Here is a 15,980-nt window from a genome sequence, read left to right as displayed (position 1 = left end):
CCGTTAGTGAATCACAATTCACTAACCTTCGCATAGGGTGGCTCCACGTGAACTGGAGACCGCGCCTGGTCGCGCTGGACATCGACGGCACCCTCACCGGGGTCGGCTCGAACGATGTCTCACCCGCTGTCCGGGCGGCCGTCACCCGAGCCGCCGGCCACGGCACGCACATCGTGCTGTGCACCGGACGCAGCCTCATCGGCACCACCCCGGTCGCACCGCAGCTGCCGGTCTCGCTCGCGCTGTGCTCGAACGGCGCGGTGTGGTGGGATCCGGAGACCCGCGAGGTCACCCGCCGCACGACCTTCGAGCCCGGCCCGACGGTCAAGACCCTCCAGGCCCTGCTGCCGAACTCGGTGTTCGCGGTCGAGCGGACCGGCGTCGGCAACCTCTCGCTCGGCCGCTTCCTGCCCCACGACCTGTGGGGCGAGACGACCGAGGCGACGTTCGACGAACTCGCCGCCACCCCGACCCCGCGACTGGTGATGCGCTGGCTCGACCACACCCCGGCGGAGCTGGCGTTCGCGGTGCGGGAGCTGGAACTGCCCGGTGTCTCGTGGCACGTCGACCACACCGAGGCCTGGCTCACCGTCGTGCCCGCGGGCGTCACGAAGGGCTGGGCGTTGGAGGAGCTGCGCGTCTCGCTGGGAATCGGCGCCCAGGACACGCTGGCGATCGGCGACGGGTCCAACGACGTCGAGATGCTGCGGTGGGCGGCGCGGGGGATCGCGATGGGGCAGGCACCGGCGGTCGTGCAGGCGGCGGCCGACGAGGTGACCGGCACCGTCCTGGAGGACGGTGCCGCGCAGGCGTTGGACCGGATCTTCCCGGCCTAGTACCGCTAGTCCGCCACGTTCGTCTTGGCGATGACCTTGCCGACCTTGACCCGGACGACCATCTCGCCGGGCACGCCGTTGCGCTCGGCGTAGACGTCGGCCTGGTCGGCGCCCATGTAGCGGGCGGCGGTGCGGCCGGCCCAGTACCTGAGCTGCTCGGGGTCCTCGTCGACCACCGCCGTGCCGGTGATCGTCACGAAGTGGAACGGCGGTGTCTCGTCGTCGAAGCACAGGGCCACCCGGCCGTCGCGCAGGATCGACCTGCCCTTGACGGTGTCGCGCGAGGTCAGGAAGACGACGTCGGGGCCGTCGAGGTCCACCCACACCGGTGCGACGTGCGGTGAACCGTCCTTGCGGGTGACGGCCAGTTTGCCGGTGCGGGCGGGCGTGGCCAGCACGAACTCGCGCCACCAGCCTTCGGGAGCTTCCGTGTATCCCATGTGGCTCATTCAACTACGACCGAGGTAGCGGCACCGGGCGACGGAAGTTGACGCCGATCGCAGACTCCAGGGCGATGTGCCGGACCCCCTCGGAGCAGGAGAGTTGTCCCCGTCAGCGAGAGGGGAAAGCTCATGATCGAGGCAATCGGCCTCACCAAGAGATACGGCAGGACGGTCGCGGTCGACGACCTGTCGTTCACCGTCCAGCCTGGACGGGTGACCGGGTTCCTCGGTCCGAACGGCGCCGGCAAGTCCACGACGATGCGGATGATGCTGGGGCTCGACCGTCCGACGGCAGGCCGCGTGCTGATCGACGGGAAGCCCTACGCCGAGCTCCACCGTCCATTGCGGACGGTCGGCGCGCTCCTCGACGCCAAGTGGGTGCACCCCAACCGCTCCGCCCGCGCTCACCTGCGCTGGCTCGCCAAGTCCAACGGCCTGCCCGCCAAGCGCGTGGACGAGGTGCTCGACGCCGTCGGCCTGACTCAGGTCGCCGGGAAGAACGCCGGCGGGTTCTCGCTCGGCATGTCGCAGCGGCTGGGGATCGCCGCGGCACTGCTGGGCGACCCGAAGGTGCTGCTGTTCGACGAGCCGGTCAACGGCCTCGACCCCGAGGGCATCGTCTGGATCCGCACGTTCATGCAGAACCTCGCCGCCGAGGGCCGCACGGTCCTGGTGTCGAGCCACCTGCTGTCCGAGATGGCCCTGACGGCCAGCGAGCTCGTGGTGATCGGCCGGGGGAAGCTGATCTCGCAGAGCACCACCTCGGAGTTCATCGACCGCTCAACGGGTAACACCGTTCTCGTGCGCAGTCCCCAGTTGGCCAAGCTCGGCCCGCTGCTCGTCGACAAGGGCTTCACCGTCCACGACGGCGCGGACGGCGCGTTGACCGTGTCCGGCGCCACCAGCGACCAGATCGGTGACGTCGCCGCGGCCAACGGGGTCGTCCTGCACGAGCTCAGCCCGCAGCGCGGCTCGCTCGAAGAGGCGTTCATGCAGCTGACCGGCGATGCTGTCGAGTACCACGCAGAGATCGGGAAGTGAGTCTGATGACCCTGTTGGCAGTTGAGAGAATCAAGCTCTTCTCGACCCGCTCGCCGTACTGGTGCAGCGCGCTCGCACTGGTCCTGGGCGTCGGCCTCACCGCGATCATCGCGGCCTCGACCGACGACGGCCAGCTGTCCATCGGCGTCACCCAGTTCGGCAGCAGCCAGCTCGCGCTGTCCGTCGTGCTCGTCATGGCGGCCCTCGCGGTCACCACCGAGTACCGCTTCAGCACGATCCGCGCCACGTTCCTCGCGGTGCCGAACCGGACGTCCGCGCTGGTCGCCAAGACCGTCGTGGTCGCGTTCATCGCCGGTGTGCTGGGCGAGATCATCGCGTTCGGCTCGTGGGGCGTCGCGAAGCTGCTCTCGCCGGCCTCCGACCTCGCGATCAACACCGGTGGCGAGTGGCGGCACGTGGCGGGCATCGGCCTGCTCTACGGCATCGGCGCGGTCCTCGCGATCGCGGTCGGCATCCTGGTCCGCCAGACCGCGGGCGCCGTGGCGATCCTGCTGGTGTGGAACATGCTGCTCGAAGGCCTGATCGGAATCATCCCCAAGGTCGGCACCAAGATCCAGGCGTGGCTGCCCTTCCAGAACGCCAACAACTTCCTCGCCCTGCCCGCGGGCAGCGACCCCGGCGAGGGGATGGCGGCGGGCATCGACTTCAAGCTGAGCCAGTGGGGGTCGCTGGCCTACTTCGCCGGCATCGCGGTGGCGCTGCTGGTGGTCGCACTGATCGTCGCGAAGCGGCGGGACGCGTGACCTGTTCCGAATAAAGGGGGAGCGGGACGCAGGTCATCCTTCGGGGGGATGACCTGCGTCCCGGTCGGTTCTTCTGAGCGAACGGGAGCAGAGGCCATGATCGAAGCAGTGCGGTTGCGCAAGCACTACGGCCGGACCAAGGCCGTCGACGACCTGTCGTTCACCGTCCGGCCCGGCCGCGTGACCGGGTTCCTCGGTCCCAACGGCGCCGGCAAGTCCACGACCATGCGGATGATCCTCGGCCTCGACACCCCCACCGGGGGCGACGTCAAGATCGACGGGAAGCACTACACCGAGTTCAAGGAGCCGCTGCGCAAGGTCGGCGCGCTGCTCGACGCGAAGTGGGTGCACCCCAACCGTTCGGCGCGCGCCCACCTCAAGTGGCTCGCGGTCTCCAACAAGATCCCCGCCAGCCGCGTCGCGGAGGTGCTGGAGATCGTCGGCCTGAGCGAGGTCGCGCACAAGAACGCCGGTGGCTTCTCGCTCGGCATGTCGCAGCGGCTCGGCATCGCGGGCGCGCTGCTCGGCGACCCCGAGGTGCTGCTGTTCGACGAACCGGTCAACGGCCTCGACCCCGAGGGGATCGTCTGGATCCGGCAGTTCATGCACCGGCTCGCGGGCGAGGGCCGCACGGTGTTCGTGTCGAGCCACCTGCTCTCGGAGATGGCGCAGACCGCGCAGGACCTCATCGTGATCGGCAAGGGGCAGCTGATCTCGCAGACCACCACCGAGCAGTTCATCAGCGACGCCACCAAGGACCACGTCCGGGTGCGGTCACCGCACGCCGTCAAGCTGCGCGAGATCCTCGCCGCCGACGCGACGATCACCGAGGACGCGGTGGACGGGGCCCTCGTGGTGCACGGCATCCCGGCGGAGCAGATCGGGGAGATCGCGGCGGAGCACCAGATCGTGCTGCACGAGCTCAGCCCTCAGCGCGGGTCGCTGGAGGAGGCCTTCATGCAGCTCACCAAGGAGTCGGTGGAGTATCACGCGCACTGACGGGCTCGGGGCGCCTGGACCTGATGGCGGGCAGGGCGATCAGCAGTCCGGTCATCAGCGCGGTGCCACCGGCGACGGCGGCGACGAACGGCAGCCGGTCCTCGATCGGCTCGGCCGGCTGCGCGGGACGGCTCGCGGCGAGCGTGGGAGCGGTCTGCGCGGTCGAGGGCGCCGGGGGCGGCAGCAACGGGTTGCGCTCCACCGGCGGAAGCTGCGCGGTGAGCGCGCCCACCGGGTTGACCATGCCGAACCCGGTCGTGTCGTCACGGCCGGGCTCCGCCAGGTCCTTCGCGGTCTTGACCAGCGCGTTGACCACGTCCTTGGCGGGCATCGCCGGGTGCTTCGCGCGCACCAGCGCGGCCACTCCCGCGACGATCGCCGACGCCGCGCTCGTGCCGTCCATCTCGGCGTACCCGCTCGCGTAGACGCTCACCGGCGCGGTGGTGACGATGCCCTCCGCCGGCGCCGCGAGCACCGTGTCCGCGCCGACGTTGGACGACTTCCACGGCTTGCCCTCGCGGTTCGTTCCCGTGACCGCGACCACGCCGCGGATGTTGGCGGGCGCGGAGACCTCCTCGCCCTCGTTGCCCGTGGCGGCGACGAGGACGACGTCCTTCTCGATCGCGTAGTTCACGGCCCTGACCAGGCTGGGCGTCATCGAGCTGGAGAAGCCCAGCGACATGTTGACGACCTTGGCACCGTGGTCGGCCGCCCACCTGATGCTCTCCGCGACCACGTCGAGCGTGAACTGCTCCTGCTCGGAGCTCGCGATCGGCAGGATCTTGGCGCCGGGCGCGATGCCCAGCGCGCCGCCGTTGCGCCCGGTCGCCGCGATGATCCCGGCCATCCCGGTGCCGTGGCCGTCGGTGTCCGTCGTGCCGTCGGTGCCCTTGGAGCTGCCGAAACCCGTGCCGGGGAGGACCCGTCCGGCGAGGTCGGGGTGCCGCGCGTCGACCCCGGAGTCGATCACCGCGACGATCACGCCGTCCCCGCGCGCCCGGGCCTGCGCGGAGTGGACGTCGAGCGCGTCGAGGTGCCACTCCTGCTCCTCGATCGTCTGCGCGGCGAGCAGCAACGGCAGCGCGACGGCGAGCGCGGGCAGCAAAGGCACGCTCCCTACATCGTTTTTCCACGTCACAGCGCAACGTGCCCGGTGTCACAAGTTGAGTAAGAGGGCTGTTAACAAGCCGTGAAAAAGGGCAAATTGGACATCCATGGCGTTTGACTTCGCGTTCAATTGGGTTATCCCGGTGCCGGAGGTGGCCAGTGGTCCGTGTCGAAGCAATGCTCGGCCTCGAGTGGGCGGACGCCCTCGAAGCCCCCAACTCCGCCGTGCTGGTGAACACGCCGGCGGAAGCTCGTCGCTCCTGGGTGAACCACGCCCACGAGAGCGAGGTGCTCGAGATGTACCGCGCGGTGCGCTCCGTGGAGGACGCCCCCGCGCCCTGGTGGCTGCGCGCGCTCGACCGCGGCCGGCTGCGCTCGCGCGCCGAAGGTCATGCCGTCGAGGACGCGGTGACCGACCTGCTGTCGTCCCGCCCCGGCTGGGTCTTCGTGCCGTGGGCCGACTTCGGCGAGACGGGCTACTGGGAGTTCGTGCCCTCCGAAAGCGGTGTCTACGGGCCCGCCACCCCCACGACCGTGCAGTTCACCGACTCGCACCGCGGCTGGATCCACCTCGTCCCGGCGCACCGCGGGCCCGGCGACCCCCAGCCCATCGACTTCACGGTCGCTGACCTGCGTGCTCAGATCGAGGACATCGAACTCATTGCGTAGGCTGTCCGGTCGTGACCAGGCCTGAGTTCCCCCGTTCCATCGTCAGCTTCGTGCAGCGCGGCGAGCGCATGACCGTGGGGCAGGAGCGCGCCTGGGACACGTACTGGGAGAAGATGGGCAACGACGTGAAGTCGTTGCCCGAGGGCCCGCTGGACTTCTCGTCGTGGTTCGGCCGCTCCGCCCCGGTGCTACTGGAGATCGGCTCCGGCATGGGCGAGACCACCTCGCAGCTCGTCGCCGCCGCCCCCGAGCTGAACTACGTGGCCGTCGAGGTCTACAAGCCCGGCCTCGCCCAGCTCCTGCTGCGCGCCGAGCACCTCGGCGGCCTGGACAACCTGCGCGTGCTGCGCGGTGACGCCGTCGACCTGTTGACCGGCCACATCGCGCCCGCGTCGTTGCACGGCGTGCGGATCTTCTTCCCGGACCCGTGGCCGAAGAAGAAGCACCACAAGCGCCGGCTCGTGCAGCCGGAGTTCGTGTCGCTGGTCGCCTCGCGCCTGGAGCCCGGTGGCGTGCTGCACCTCGCGACGGACTGGGAGCACTACGCCGAGCAGATGCTCGAGGTGTGCTCGGGCGAGCGGCTGCTGACCAACATGTATGACGGGTGGGCGCCGCGACCGGACTGGCGGCCCGTCACGAAGTTCGAGCAGCGCGCCGTGAACGAGGGCCGCGTCTCGCACGACCTGATGTTCAAGCGGAACGACCTCACCTGATCGAGGTCTCAAGCGGGGACCACCGCCACTGCGGGTCTGGCTTTCACTCGTTGGAGTGGCAGGTGTTGATCACCCGAAATGCCCCGAGTGGCAGTGACGCGTGAGGCCGCTCCGGCCTTAGGTTTCCGCTCCGTGACCCCCGACGTCCTCCCCGTCGCGGAGGAGTTCGTCCGCATGTTCCACGCGGCGCACTCCGACGCAGGCTCGCTGTCCGCCCGCATCGCCCACGTGCGCGCCGAGATCGCCGAGACCGGAACCTACCGCCACACCACCGACGAGCTCGCGTACGGCGCGCGGATCGCGTTGCGGGACTCCGGCTGGTGCACCTCGGGTGTGCCGTGGCGCCGGCTGAAGGTCCGCGACCTGCGCGGCTACCGCAACGCCGCCGCCGTCGCGGGCGAGTGCGTGGAGCACCTGCGGCTCGCGACCAACGGCGGTGAGATCCGGCCGCTCGTCACGGTGTTCGCGCCGGACGCGCCGGGGTCACCCGGCCCGGTGATCTGGAACGAGCAGCTGATCCGGTACGCCGGGTACGCCGACGGGACGGGGGACCGCCGGTACGCCCAGTTCACCGAGACGATGCAGGGCATGGGGTGGCGGCCGCCGGCGCGGCGGTCGCGCTTCGACCTGCTGCCGCTGGTGGTGGAGACGCAGCACGAGGGACCGCGGCTGTTCACGCTGCCGCCCGAGATCGTGCACGAGGTCCCGCTGGAGCACCCGGACCTGCCGTGGTTCGGTGAGATGGGCCTGCGCTGGCACGCGGTCCCGGTCATCTCGAACATGCGGCTGTCGATCGGTGGCGTCAACTACCCGGCCGCGCCGTTCAACTCGTGGTTCGTCGGCGCCGAGATCGGCACGCGGTCACTGGCCGAGGAAGGTGCCTACGGCGTGGCGCGCGAGGTCGCCGAAGCGCTGGGGCTGGACACCTCGTCCGAACGCACGCTGTGGCGCGACTTCGCCACCGTTCACCTGAACGCGGCAGTGCTGCACTCGTTCGACAAGGCGGCCGTCACCATCACGGACCACCACGCGGAGGCGCTGCACCGCCTCGCGTGGCTGCGCTCCCGGCAACGCCCGTCACCGGCGCGTCCGGCGTTCCGGCTCGACACCGCCGCCGCCGCGCGGGCGCGGACCGGTGCTCCGGCGCGCTTCACCGCCGCGGTGGACGAGACCCGGCCGCAGCCGACGAGCAGGCTGGCGGAGCTGCTCCGCCAGCAACACGCCCTGACCAGCGCCTGACTTCCCCATCACACGCTGGCCCGAGGTTCCGGAACTACCTCTGAGAGTCGATCATCACGCCCGACAGGGCCATCAGCGCCAGGACCAGCAGGCCGACCACAGCGGCGGCCCAAGTGAACACAACTGACAACATGGCGTCCTCCGTTTCCCGACTTCCGCTCCTCCAGAGTCCGTGACCGGCGCGTGATCCGGCATCCGCCGGGAGGGTATTTCCGCAGGTCGCCCTCTCAGCCTTCCGGCTGATGCCGGGTTATCCCCGAGTCGGACGCGCCGTGGGCCTTCCGGCTCTACTGTTGCCCGCGTGGAGAGCACGGACTTGGACTGGCGGCTGCTCGCCAAGCGCCAGTGGCCGCTGGCGCTCTCGCTCGCCGGGATCGTCGTGGCGGAGGCCGGGTCGATCGACACCGCGTCCGGCTGGTGGCAGGTCCCCGGGGTGCTGGTCATCTGCGTGATCGCGGTGCTGGCACCGCGCCGGCCGTTCGACGCGGCGCTCGCGGTGGCGTTCTCGATCGCCTGCGTGGCCGGTTACCTGCGCTTCCTCGGCGTGGCGTTCGAGCCGCACTTCTTCATCAGCGGTGCCAACATCTCGACCACCGGCGCCGCGATGGCGACCATCGCGGTCCTCGTGCGGGAGTCCTCGCGCTGGCGAGCGGTGATCGGCACGCTGCTGGTGGTGGGGGCGATGATCGCCGCGGAGGTCCTCGGGTGGCCGGTCGTCTCGGCCGTCGAGTACCGCGACTGGGAACCTGATCCCTCGTCGTACCTCTTCGGCGCGTGCATCATGCTCGTGCTGGCCGTCGGCACCGGCCTGTACTTCCGCGCCCGTGACGCCGAACGCGCGTCTCAGCTCGCGGCATCCGTCGCGGCGGCGCAGAACGCCGAGCGGATGGCGTTGGCGCGCGAACTGCACGACGTGGTGGCGCATTACGTGACGGCGATCGTCGTGCACGCGCAGGCCGGTCAGATGAACCGCGACGCGGACGTGCTGCCGGTCATCGCCGCTTCGGGCAACGAGGCGCTCACGGCGATGCGGCGTCTGGTCGGCACCATGCGGGACGGGGACTCCGCCGGTCCGGCCGCTTCCTCGTCGTTGATGGACGACGTGCGGTCACTGGCGGCGGAGTCCGGGCTGCCGGTGCGGCTGTCGTTCGACCTGCGGGACGCGGTGCCGCAGGAACTGGCCCGCTCGGTGCTACGGCTGGTGCAGGAATCGCTGACCAACACCCGGAAGCACGCGCTGTCGGTGTCCTCTGTGGACTTGGAACTGTCCTCGGGCGACGGTTTGCTGCGCTTGGTCGTGCTCGACGACGGCGTGGCCTCGGGTGTCCCCGTCGGCGGCTCCGGGGGCTACGGGCTCGTGGGCATGCGCGAGCGCGTGGAACTGCTGGGCGGAACGTTCTCCGCCGGCCGGCGCGAACCGACCGGGTGGACGGTCCGCGCCGAGCTGCCGATCGCCTAGAGCTCGTCGCGGATGACGTCGAACTCCTGCGTCATCTCGACATCGCTGAACTGGTCGTCGTTCTGGGGGTCGATGTCGGCCACTGCTGCCTCCGCGTGATCACGCCCGTACCGTGGGCTGTGATCATGCCAACTCAGCGCCGGGTCGGCGGCTTGGGGGTCGCGGGCTTCTGCGCGCGCCGGAAGTCTCCACTGGACGTGCACGGCTTCTTCGACATGATCAAGTGACGTCCTTGCTCTCGTCGTGGTTGCCCGGAAAGCACAAAGGGCCCATCGAGGCGTGCACGACGGGCCCCTTGGTTGGGGAGGAGTTTTAGGCCGGGGCGGACCCTGGGGGTCGGCCCGCGCCCGACGGAGCCAGGATGCCCACCCGCCGCCGACCTATGCATGAATGTGACTGGCGTCACAATGGCAGGATTCTCCGCATGTCACTCCGCCTGCACGCCCCGGTTGTCCTGCCCTGCGACCCGACCTGCTCCGTGCTGCGAGACGCGGTCGTGGACGTCGTCGACGGCCGGATCACCTACGTGGGTGAGGCCGCCTCGGCACCCGCTTTCGACGGCGAGGTGCGCTCGCTGTCCGGGATCCTGCTGCCCGGCCTCGTCAACACGCACGCCCACAGCCCGATGACGGTGCTGCGCGGCCTGGGCTCGGACCTGCCGCTGCTGCGGTGGCTGCAGGAGCACATGTGGCCGAACGAGGCACGGATGACCGCGGCCGACATCGGCACGGGCATGCTGCTGGGCGCCGTCGAGATGCTGCGGCACGGCGTCACCACGTCCGCCGAGATGTACTTCCACGGCCCCGAGCTGGTGTCCTCGGTGCTCGCGGCCGGTTCGCGGGTCGTCTTCGGCGGCGCGATCCTCGACGTGCCGGGGATGTCGTGGCGGTCCCAGACCGATGAGATCTCGTCCTGGATCGACGCCGACGGCCTGGTGTCCGGCCCCGGCGGACGCGTCGAGCTGGCGTACGGGCCGCACTCCGCCTACACGCTCTCCCCCGCCCAGCTCACCGAGATCGCCGCCGAGGCGCGGGAGCGCGGCGCGCTGCTGATGGTGCACGTCGCCGAGTCGCCGTTCGAGGACGAGGCCCAGCGCGCCGAGCACGGGTCGGTGCCCGCGTTGCTGAAGGCCGCGGACGTGCTGGGCGGGCGGGTGCTGTCCGCGCACTCGGTCCACCTGTCCGACGACGACATCGCCCTGTACGCGTCGTTCGGCGTCGGCGTGGCGCACTGCCCCGGGTCGAACATGAAGCTCGCCTCGGGCATCGCACGGGTGCCGGAGATGCTGGCCGCCGGGATCGCGGTGGGGCTGGGCACGGACGGGCCCGCCTCCAACGACGACCTCGACCTCTTCGAGGAGGCCAGGCTGGCCGGTCTGCTCGCGCGGGTGTCCACGATGGACGCCACGGTGCTCGGCGCGGCTCAGGCGCTGCTGATGGCCACGCGGGGCGGGGCAGCGGCCCTGGGACGCGACGACATCGGGGCGCTGGAGGCCGGGCGCTGGGCGGACGTCGTGCACGTCGACGTCGACGACCCCGCGTTCGCCACCGGGGTGGACGCGCCGGACTCGCAGCTGCTGGCGAACCTGGTGTGGGCTTCCGGGGCCCGCCGGGTCACCGACGTGTGGGTGGCCGGCGACCACGTCGTCGCCGGTGGGGAGTCCACCAGGGTGGACCGGCGGGAGGCGCAGGCGGGCGTCACGGCCGTGGCTGCGCGGCTGCGCAGCGCATGAGGGCTGATGGCGTCTGCATCGGGCTGGCGTTGCACAGGCCGTGGCGCCGCACAGCACGATGGCGGTACACAGAGCCGTAGCAGCGCAAAAGGGCGATGGCGGCACGCAGCAGCAGGGTGCGCGCCGGGTTCCCCCAGTTTCAATTTTACCGTCCGTCAGCACCTGGCCACAGGCTGTTGATCAGCCTGTGGACAACTCACCTGGGCTGTGGACGGACGACGATCTCGGTGATGTGCGCGTCCGGTGTCGCCAGCACCGCCGACACCACCGCGCGCGCCACCGAGGCGGGGTCGAGGTACCGCGTGGCGTCGTACTCGCCGCCCTCCTGGCGCCGCACCTCGCGCTGCATCGGCGTGTCCGTCCGCCCCGGGAACACCGAGGTCACCCGCAGCGACGGCTCGTCGGCGCGCAGGGCATCGGCGTAGGCCCGCAGCGCGAACTTCGACGCCGCGTACGCGCCCCAGCCCGGGTTGACGCGCAGGCCGGCGCCCGAGTTGAGCAGGACGACCTGGCCGGAGGCCGCGCGGAGCTGCGGGAGCAGGAGGCGGGTCAGCTCGGCGACCGCCACGACGTTCAGCTCGAACGTCCGGCGCCAGACGTCGGCCGAGGCCTCGCCGACCGGACCGAGCAGGGCCACGCCGGCGCTGTGCACGACCACGTCCAGGCGGGGGATGTGGGTCGTGTCGGCCGAGGCGAGGTTGGTCAGGTCGAAGGCCCAGGGCTGCGCGCCCGGCAGCTCGGCTGCCAGCAGGGACAGGGAGGTCTCGTCGCGGCCGCCTAGCAGGAGGTCGTGCGTCGGGGCCAGACTCCTGGCGATGGCCGAGCCGATTCCGCTGGATGCCCCGGTGACCAGGGCGACCGGACGATCACTCATGGGGGAACTCTAACCGTGCCCAAGAAGCTGGTCCTGCCGTACTTGTGCCTGCTGTACTTCATCAACTACCTGGACCGGGTCAACATCGGGTTCGCCGGGCCGAACGGGATGTCGGAGGAGCTCCGGCTGTCGGCGACGGTCTTCGGGTTCGCGTCCGGGGTGTTCTTCATCGGCTACCTGCTGCTCGAGGTGCCCAGCAACCTCGCGCTGCACCGGTTCGGAGCGCGCAGGTGGATCGCCCGGATCATGGTGAGCTGGGGGATCGTCGCCACGGCCATGGCCTTCGTGCCCAACGGGACCGTGCTGATCGTGCTGCGGTTCCTGCTGGGCGTGGCGGAGGCCGGTTTCTTCCCCGGGATCATCCTGTACCTGACGTACTGGTACCCGCAGAAGGACCGGGCCAGGATCGTCGCGCTGTTCATGGTGGCGGTGCCGATCTCGACCGCGCTCGGGGCCACGTTCAGCGGGCTGCTGATCCAGTGGACGGACTGGCGCACGATGTTCCTCGTCGAAGGGTTGCCGGCGATCGCGCTGGCGTTCGTCACGTGGTTCTGGCTGCCGGACAAGCCGGCGGAAGCCGTCGAGCAGCCGCGCGAGGAGCACTGGCCGCTCAGGAAGGCGCTGACGCACCCGCGGATCCTCGCGCTGAGCTTCGTCTACTTCGGAATCGTGTACGGGCTCTACACGCTGGGGTTCTTCCTGCCGACGATCATCAAGGGCCTGGCGCCGCAGGCCGGTGCCGTCGAACGCGGGCTGATCAACGCGATCCCGTACGTCCTCGGCGCGGTCGCCATGGTCCTGTGGGCCAGGCACGGTGACCGCACCGGGGAGCGGAAGTGGCACGTCGCCGCGCCGATGCTGCTCGGCGGGGCGGCCATCCCGGTCGCGCTGCACCTCGACCACCCGGTCGCGGCGATGGTGGCCGTCTCGGTCTGCGCCATCGGGGTCTGCGCCGCGCTGCCCACGTTCTGGGCGCTTCCCACGAGCTTCCTGGGCGGCACGGCGGCGGCGGGCGGGATCGCGTTGATCAACTCACTGGGCAACGTGAGCGGGTTCGCCGCGCCCTACGTCACCGGCTGGCTCCAGGACCTCACCGGGACCCAGAAGACGGGCCTCTGGGTCGTCGGCGTCACGATGGTCAGCGCGGCCGTGGTCGCCCTGGTTCAGAGGGCGGGCGCGGAGAAGGTGTAGAGGGCCTCGTAGCGGACGGACGTCTGGGCGCCCTCCTGGCACCCGCCGGCCGGTGCGACGCCGCCCTTGGTGGCGAGGCGCTGGACGTAGGTGACGCCGGCGAACACGCCCTCGCCCCTGGTGGACTTGGCCTTCAGCAGCAGCTCGGGAACCGCTCCCGCGACGTCGTTGCGGGCGCCGTCGACCGGGGCGGCCTCGACGGCGCTGCCGTCGAGCGTGGAGACCCAGATCGGACCGCGCGAGTGCAGGCCGACGGCCCTGCCGAGCCGGTCCGACAGGGTGGCGGCGGGCTCGAGCCCCTTCCAGGCCCCCGCGGCGCAGGTGTAGGTCTGCACGCCCTTGGCCTGGAGCTTGGCGACGACCTTGTGGCCGGCCGGGACCTGCACGGCGGGCGCGACCTGGGCATCACCGCCGTTCATCACCGCGGGCGTCGGCGCGGCCGTGGAACCCGCCGCTCCGGCGGCGAGGCCGAGCAAAGCCGTTGCGACGAGCACGAGACCAGCACGCTTCATCATCACTTGCTCCTAAGTGGACAGACAGTGCGACGTGTCTCGGCTGTCCGCGGTGCAGCCACCTGGGCATACGGCGTGGTCGCGCGGCCGGTTCAAACGACCTCGCCAAGTGAGATGACGGGTGCTGTGCGTGAGGCCAGGCGGAAGAGGCGCAGCCGCCCGTTCGAGAACGGGCGGCTGCACCGGGTTCATCCCCGCCGGGGGCGTCTGCGCTCAGGTCAGCCGCAGATGCGGCGGCGGTCCTTGCGCCACACCACGGCGACGGACGGGCGCGGCTGCGAGGTGCCACCGTCCGGCCAGTGCGACGCCGGGTTGCTCGCCGACGCGCCGTCGATCTCACCGGGGTGCTGCACGGACACCAGGACGAAGTCGTCGGTGATGACCGGGCCGCAGGTCTCCGCACCGAGCGGCACGGTGAGGAACTGCTTCACCTGGCCGCGCCGCTTGCCCTCGACCGGCACCGCGAAGAGGCCGTCGTTGGACTTGAGCGCGTTGCCGTCGGTCGAGATCCACAGGTTGCCCTGCGAGTCGAACGCGACGTTGTCCGGGCAGGAGATCGGGCTCACCTGCGTCTTGTCGAACCCGCCGAAGTAGGTGCCGGGGTCGTTGGGGTCACCGCAGACCAGCAGCAGCTTCCACGAAAACGTGGTCGCCGTGTTGTCGCCGCGGCGCTCCTCCAGCTCCAGCACGTGGCCGTGCTTGTTGCCCAGCCGCGGCGCGACCTCGGTGGCGCCTTCCTTGCCCGCCTTGCCGCGGTCGGTGTTGTTGGTGAGCGCGGCGTAGACGCGGCGGTTCTTCAGCGACGGCTCGACGTCCTCGGGACGGTCCATCTTCGTGGCGCCCACCTTGTCGGCGGCCAGGCGCGTGAAGATGTACACCTCCTCGGCGGTGAAGCCCTCGACGAACGACTTGTCGTTGTGCGCCAGCGGGATCCACTCACCCGAACCGTCGAACTCGCCGTCGGAGGGCAGCTTGCCGGTGCCGTCGATCTCCGCGGCCGGGCTGTCACCGGTGAACTTGGCGACGTAGAGCGTGCCCGAGTCGAGCAGGCGCTTGTTGTGCTCGCGGGCGCGCTTCGAGTCGCCCTTCTGGTACGTGCCGTCGGTGACGAACTTGTACATGTAGTCGAAGCGCTCGTCGTCACCCATGTACGCGACGACGCGGCCGTCCCGCGCGACGATGACGTTCGCGCCCTCGTGCTTGAAGCGGCCGAGCGCGGTGTGCTTCACCGGCGTCGAGGTCGGGTCGAGCGGGTCGACCTCGACGATCCAGCCGAAGCGGTTGGCCTCGTTCGGCTCCTGCGCGAGGTCGAAGCGCTTGTCGAACCGCTCCCACTTGCGGGTGGTGGCACCGCCGGACATGCCGTACCGGGCCAGGCGCGCCTTCGTCGTGGCGTCCGCGACCTGGTTGGCGTTGGCGAAGTACTGGTTGAAGTTCTCCTCGCCGGACAGGATCGTGCCCCACGGCGTGACGCCGCCCGCGCAGTTGTTCTGCGTGCCCAGCACGACCTTGCCGGACGGGTCCGCGGAGGTCCTGAGGTGCTTCGAGCCGGCGGCCGGGCCGCGCACCTCGAACTTCGTGGTCATCGTGATGCGGCGGTTGTACTTGCGGCGGTCCTTGGACGGCACCAGCTTGCCGGTGCGGTGGTCGCGCTCGACCTGGACGACCGACAGGCCGTGCGCGGCCCACGCGATCTTGACCTGCTCCTCGGTGGGGTTGTTCGCGTCCCAGTCGGAGAACATGAACTCTTCGGACGTGTACTCGTGGTTGCTCACCATGAGCCAGCGGTCCCAGCCCGGCAACGGCACGAGACCGCAGAAGTCGTTGTTGAAACCGAACTGCTTCGCCTGGGCGGCGGCGGTCTGGTTGCCGAAGTCGAACTTCGGCGCGTCGGGCAGCACCGGGTCGCCCCAGCGGATGACGACGTCGGACTGGTAGCCCTTCGGCACCACGAGCTCGTCGAGGGTGTTGGGCTGCACCGGCTCGAAGTTCAGCCCGTCGCGGTCACGGCCGAGCCGCAGGTCCAGGTCGGCGTCGAGGTCGGCCTCCGCGTGCGCCGGAGCGGCGGCGGCCGCACCGGAGAAGGCGAGCGCACCGGCGCCGGCCGCGGCGACCACGGCTCCCGCCTTGAGCATGCCGCGGCGGCTCACGACCTCCTTGACGACGTCGCCGAAGTAGGCGTTGGCCGAGGTGTTGGGAGCGTCGTGCGAACACGCGTTGCCGCAGCGGTACTGGCAGGTGACGGCCTGACGCCCGAGCGGGTGGTTCGTCGGGAGCAGGGGCAGCAGGCGGCGGCCCCGATCGGTGGGTGAGGACACGCAGGCCTCCGAGATCGGTCAGTGTGGGAACTGGCCGAACCTAAGAGCCCAACGAGTTCGCCTGCCGTCCAGCAGGTGAACGG

Annotated in this window: 15 protein-coding genes; 10 read left to right on the top strand and 5 right to left on the bottom strand. The window is 70.5% G+C overall.

Annotated elements, in window-relative coordinates; genetic code table 11:
• The first annotated feature begins 47 nt into the window (after positions 1 to 47).
• Positions 48 to 836 (top strand): HAD family hydrolase, encoded by a 789-nt coding sequence (locus tag BMW88_RS01395; RefSeq protein WP_089948428.1) that lies wholly within the window; start codon positions 48 to 50, stop codon positions 834 to 836.
• Between the two features lie 5 nt (positions 837 to 841).
• Here the strand turns inward: BMW88_RS01395 and BMW88_RS01390 are convergent, their stop codons facing one another.
• Positions 842 to 1,276 carry a PPOX class F420-dependent oxidoreductase gene (locus BMW88_RS01390; protein ID WP_089948427.1) on the bottom strand — a complete coding sequence of 145 codons (435 nt, stop codon included), beginning with the start codon at positions 1,274 to 1,276 and terminating at the stop codon, positions 842 to 844.
• Positions 1,277 to 1,408: 132 nt separating this feature from the next.
• Between BMW88_RS01390 and BMW88_RS01385 the strand changes: the two genes are divergently transcribed.
• The 3 genes from BMW88_RS01385 to BMW88_RS01375 all read left to right on the top strand — a co-directional run bounded on the left by BMW88_RS01385 (position 1,409) and on the right by BMW88_RS01375 (position 4,083).
• On the top strand, positions 1,409 to 2,320 hold the full coding sequence (locus tag BMW88_RS01385) for an ABC transporter ATP-binding protein (protein WP_089948425.1): 912 nt from the start codon (positions 1,409 to 1,411) through the stop codon (positions 2,318 to 2,320).
• Positions 2,321 to 2,325: 5 nt separating this feature from the next.
• Positions 2,326 to 3,084 carry a hypothetical protein gene (locus BMW88_RS01380; protein ID WP_089948423.1) on the top strand — a complete coding sequence of 253 codons (759 nt, stop codon included), beginning with the start codon at positions 2,326 to 2,328 and terminating at the stop codon, positions 3,082 to 3,084.
• A 96-nt stretch (positions 3,085 to 3,180) separates the two neighbouring features.
• Entirely contained in the window at positions 3,181 to 4,083 is a 903-nt protein-coding gene (locus BMW88_RS01375; protein ID WP_089948422.1) for an ABC transporter ATP-binding protein, read from the top strand.
• Here BMW88_RS01375 and mycP read toward each other — a convergent pair.
• Positions 4,049 to 5,194, bottom strand: a complete 1,146-nt coding sequence (mycP, locus tag BMW88_RS01370; RefSeq protein ID WP_245777507.1) for a type VII secretion-associated serine protease mycosin — start codon at positions 5,192 to 5,194, stop codon at positions 4,049 to 4,051. The two genes, BMW88_RS01375 and mycP, sit on opposite strands and share 35 nt — an antisense overlap.
• A gap of 155 nt (positions 5,195 to 5,349) precedes the next feature.
• Between mycP and BMW88_RS01365 the strand changes: the two genes are divergently transcribed.
• The 5 genes from BMW88_RS01365 to BMW88_RS01345 all read left to right on the top strand — a co-directional run bounded on the left by BMW88_RS01365 (position 5,350) and on the right by BMW88_RS01345 (position 11,002).
• Entirely contained in the window at positions 5,350 to 5,859 is a 510-nt protein-coding gene (locus BMW88_RS01365; RefSeq protein WP_245777506.1) for a hypothetical protein, read from the top strand.
• Positions 5,860 to 5,927: 68 nt separating this feature from the next.
• On the top strand, positions 5,928 to 6,572 hold the full coding sequence (gene trmB / locus BMW88_RS01360) for a tRNA (guanosine(46)-N7)-methyltransferase TrmB (RefSeq protein ID WP_218147989.1): 645 nt from the start codon (positions 5,928 to 5,930) through the stop codon (positions 6,570 to 6,572).
• A gap of 132 nt (positions 6,573 to 6,704) precedes the next feature.
• Complete coding sequence (locus tag BMW88_RS01355) at positions 6,705 to 7,811, top strand: nitric oxide synthase oxygenase (RefSeq protein WP_281249353.1); 1,107 nt, start codon at positions 6,705 to 6,707, stop codon at positions 7,809 to 7,811.
• Between the two features lie 301 nt (positions 7,812 to 8,112).
• The gene (locus BMW88_RS01350) at positions 8,113 to 9,270 is read left to right on the top strand and encodes a sensor histidine kinase (RefSeq protein ID WP_089948414.1); all 1,158 of its coding nucleotides are present in this window, start codon (positions 8,113 to 8,115) and stop codon (positions 9,268 to 9,270) included.
• A 424-nt stretch (positions 9,271 to 9,694) separates the two neighbouring features.
• Positions 9,695 to 11,002 carry an amidohydrolase family protein gene (locus BMW88_RS01345; RefSeq protein ID WP_089948412.1) on the top strand — a complete coding sequence of 436 codons (1,308 nt, stop codon included), beginning with the start codon at positions 9,695 to 9,697 and terminating at the stop codon, positions 11,000 to 11,002.
• A gap of 196 nt (positions 11,003 to 11,198) precedes the next feature.
• Here BMW88_RS01345 and BMW88_RS01340 read toward each other — a convergent pair whose 3' ends face one another.
• The gene (locus BMW88_RS01340; protein WP_089948410.1) at positions 11,199 to 11,876 is read right to left on the bottom strand and encodes an SDR family oxidoreductase; all 678 of its coding nucleotides are present in this window, start codon (positions 11,874 to 11,876) and stop codon (positions 11,199 to 11,201) included.
• 15 nt (positions 11,877 to 11,891) lie between these two features.
• On the opposite strand from BMW88_RS01340, the gene BMW88_RS01335 reads away from it, so the two are divergent.
• A complete protein-coding gene (locus BMW88_RS01335; protein WP_245777505.1) occupies positions 11,892 to 13,067 on the top strand; it encodes an MFS transporter in 1,176 nt (391 codons plus the stop codon).
• On the opposite strand, the gene BMW88_RS01330 is transcribed toward BMW88_RS01335, so the two are convergent.
• Entirely contained in the window at positions 13,040 to 13,582 is a 543-nt protein-coding gene (locus BMW88_RS01330) for a DUF3455 domain-containing protein (protein WP_245777504.1), read from the bottom strand. The genes BMW88_RS01335 and BMW88_RS01330 overlap by 28 nt on opposite strands.
• A 215-nt stretch (positions 13,583 to 13,797) precedes the next feature.
• On the bottom strand, positions 13,798 to 15,897 hold the full coding sequence (locus BMW88_RS01325; RefSeq protein WP_089948408.1) for a PhoX family protein: 2,100 nt from the start codon (positions 15,895 to 15,897) through the stop codon (positions 13,798 to 13,800).
• Positions 15,898 to 15,980: the final 83 nt, after the last annotated feature.

The organism is Lentzea xinjiangensis (assembly GCF_900110955.1).
GTDB classification, from domain to species: Bacteria; Actinomycetota; Actinomycetes; order Mycobacteriales; family Pseudonocardiaceae; genus Lentzea; species Lentzea xinjiangensis.
The sequence above is the reverse complement of the archived record's forward strand: the minus strand, read 5'-3'. Positions and strand labels throughout refer to the sequence as shown.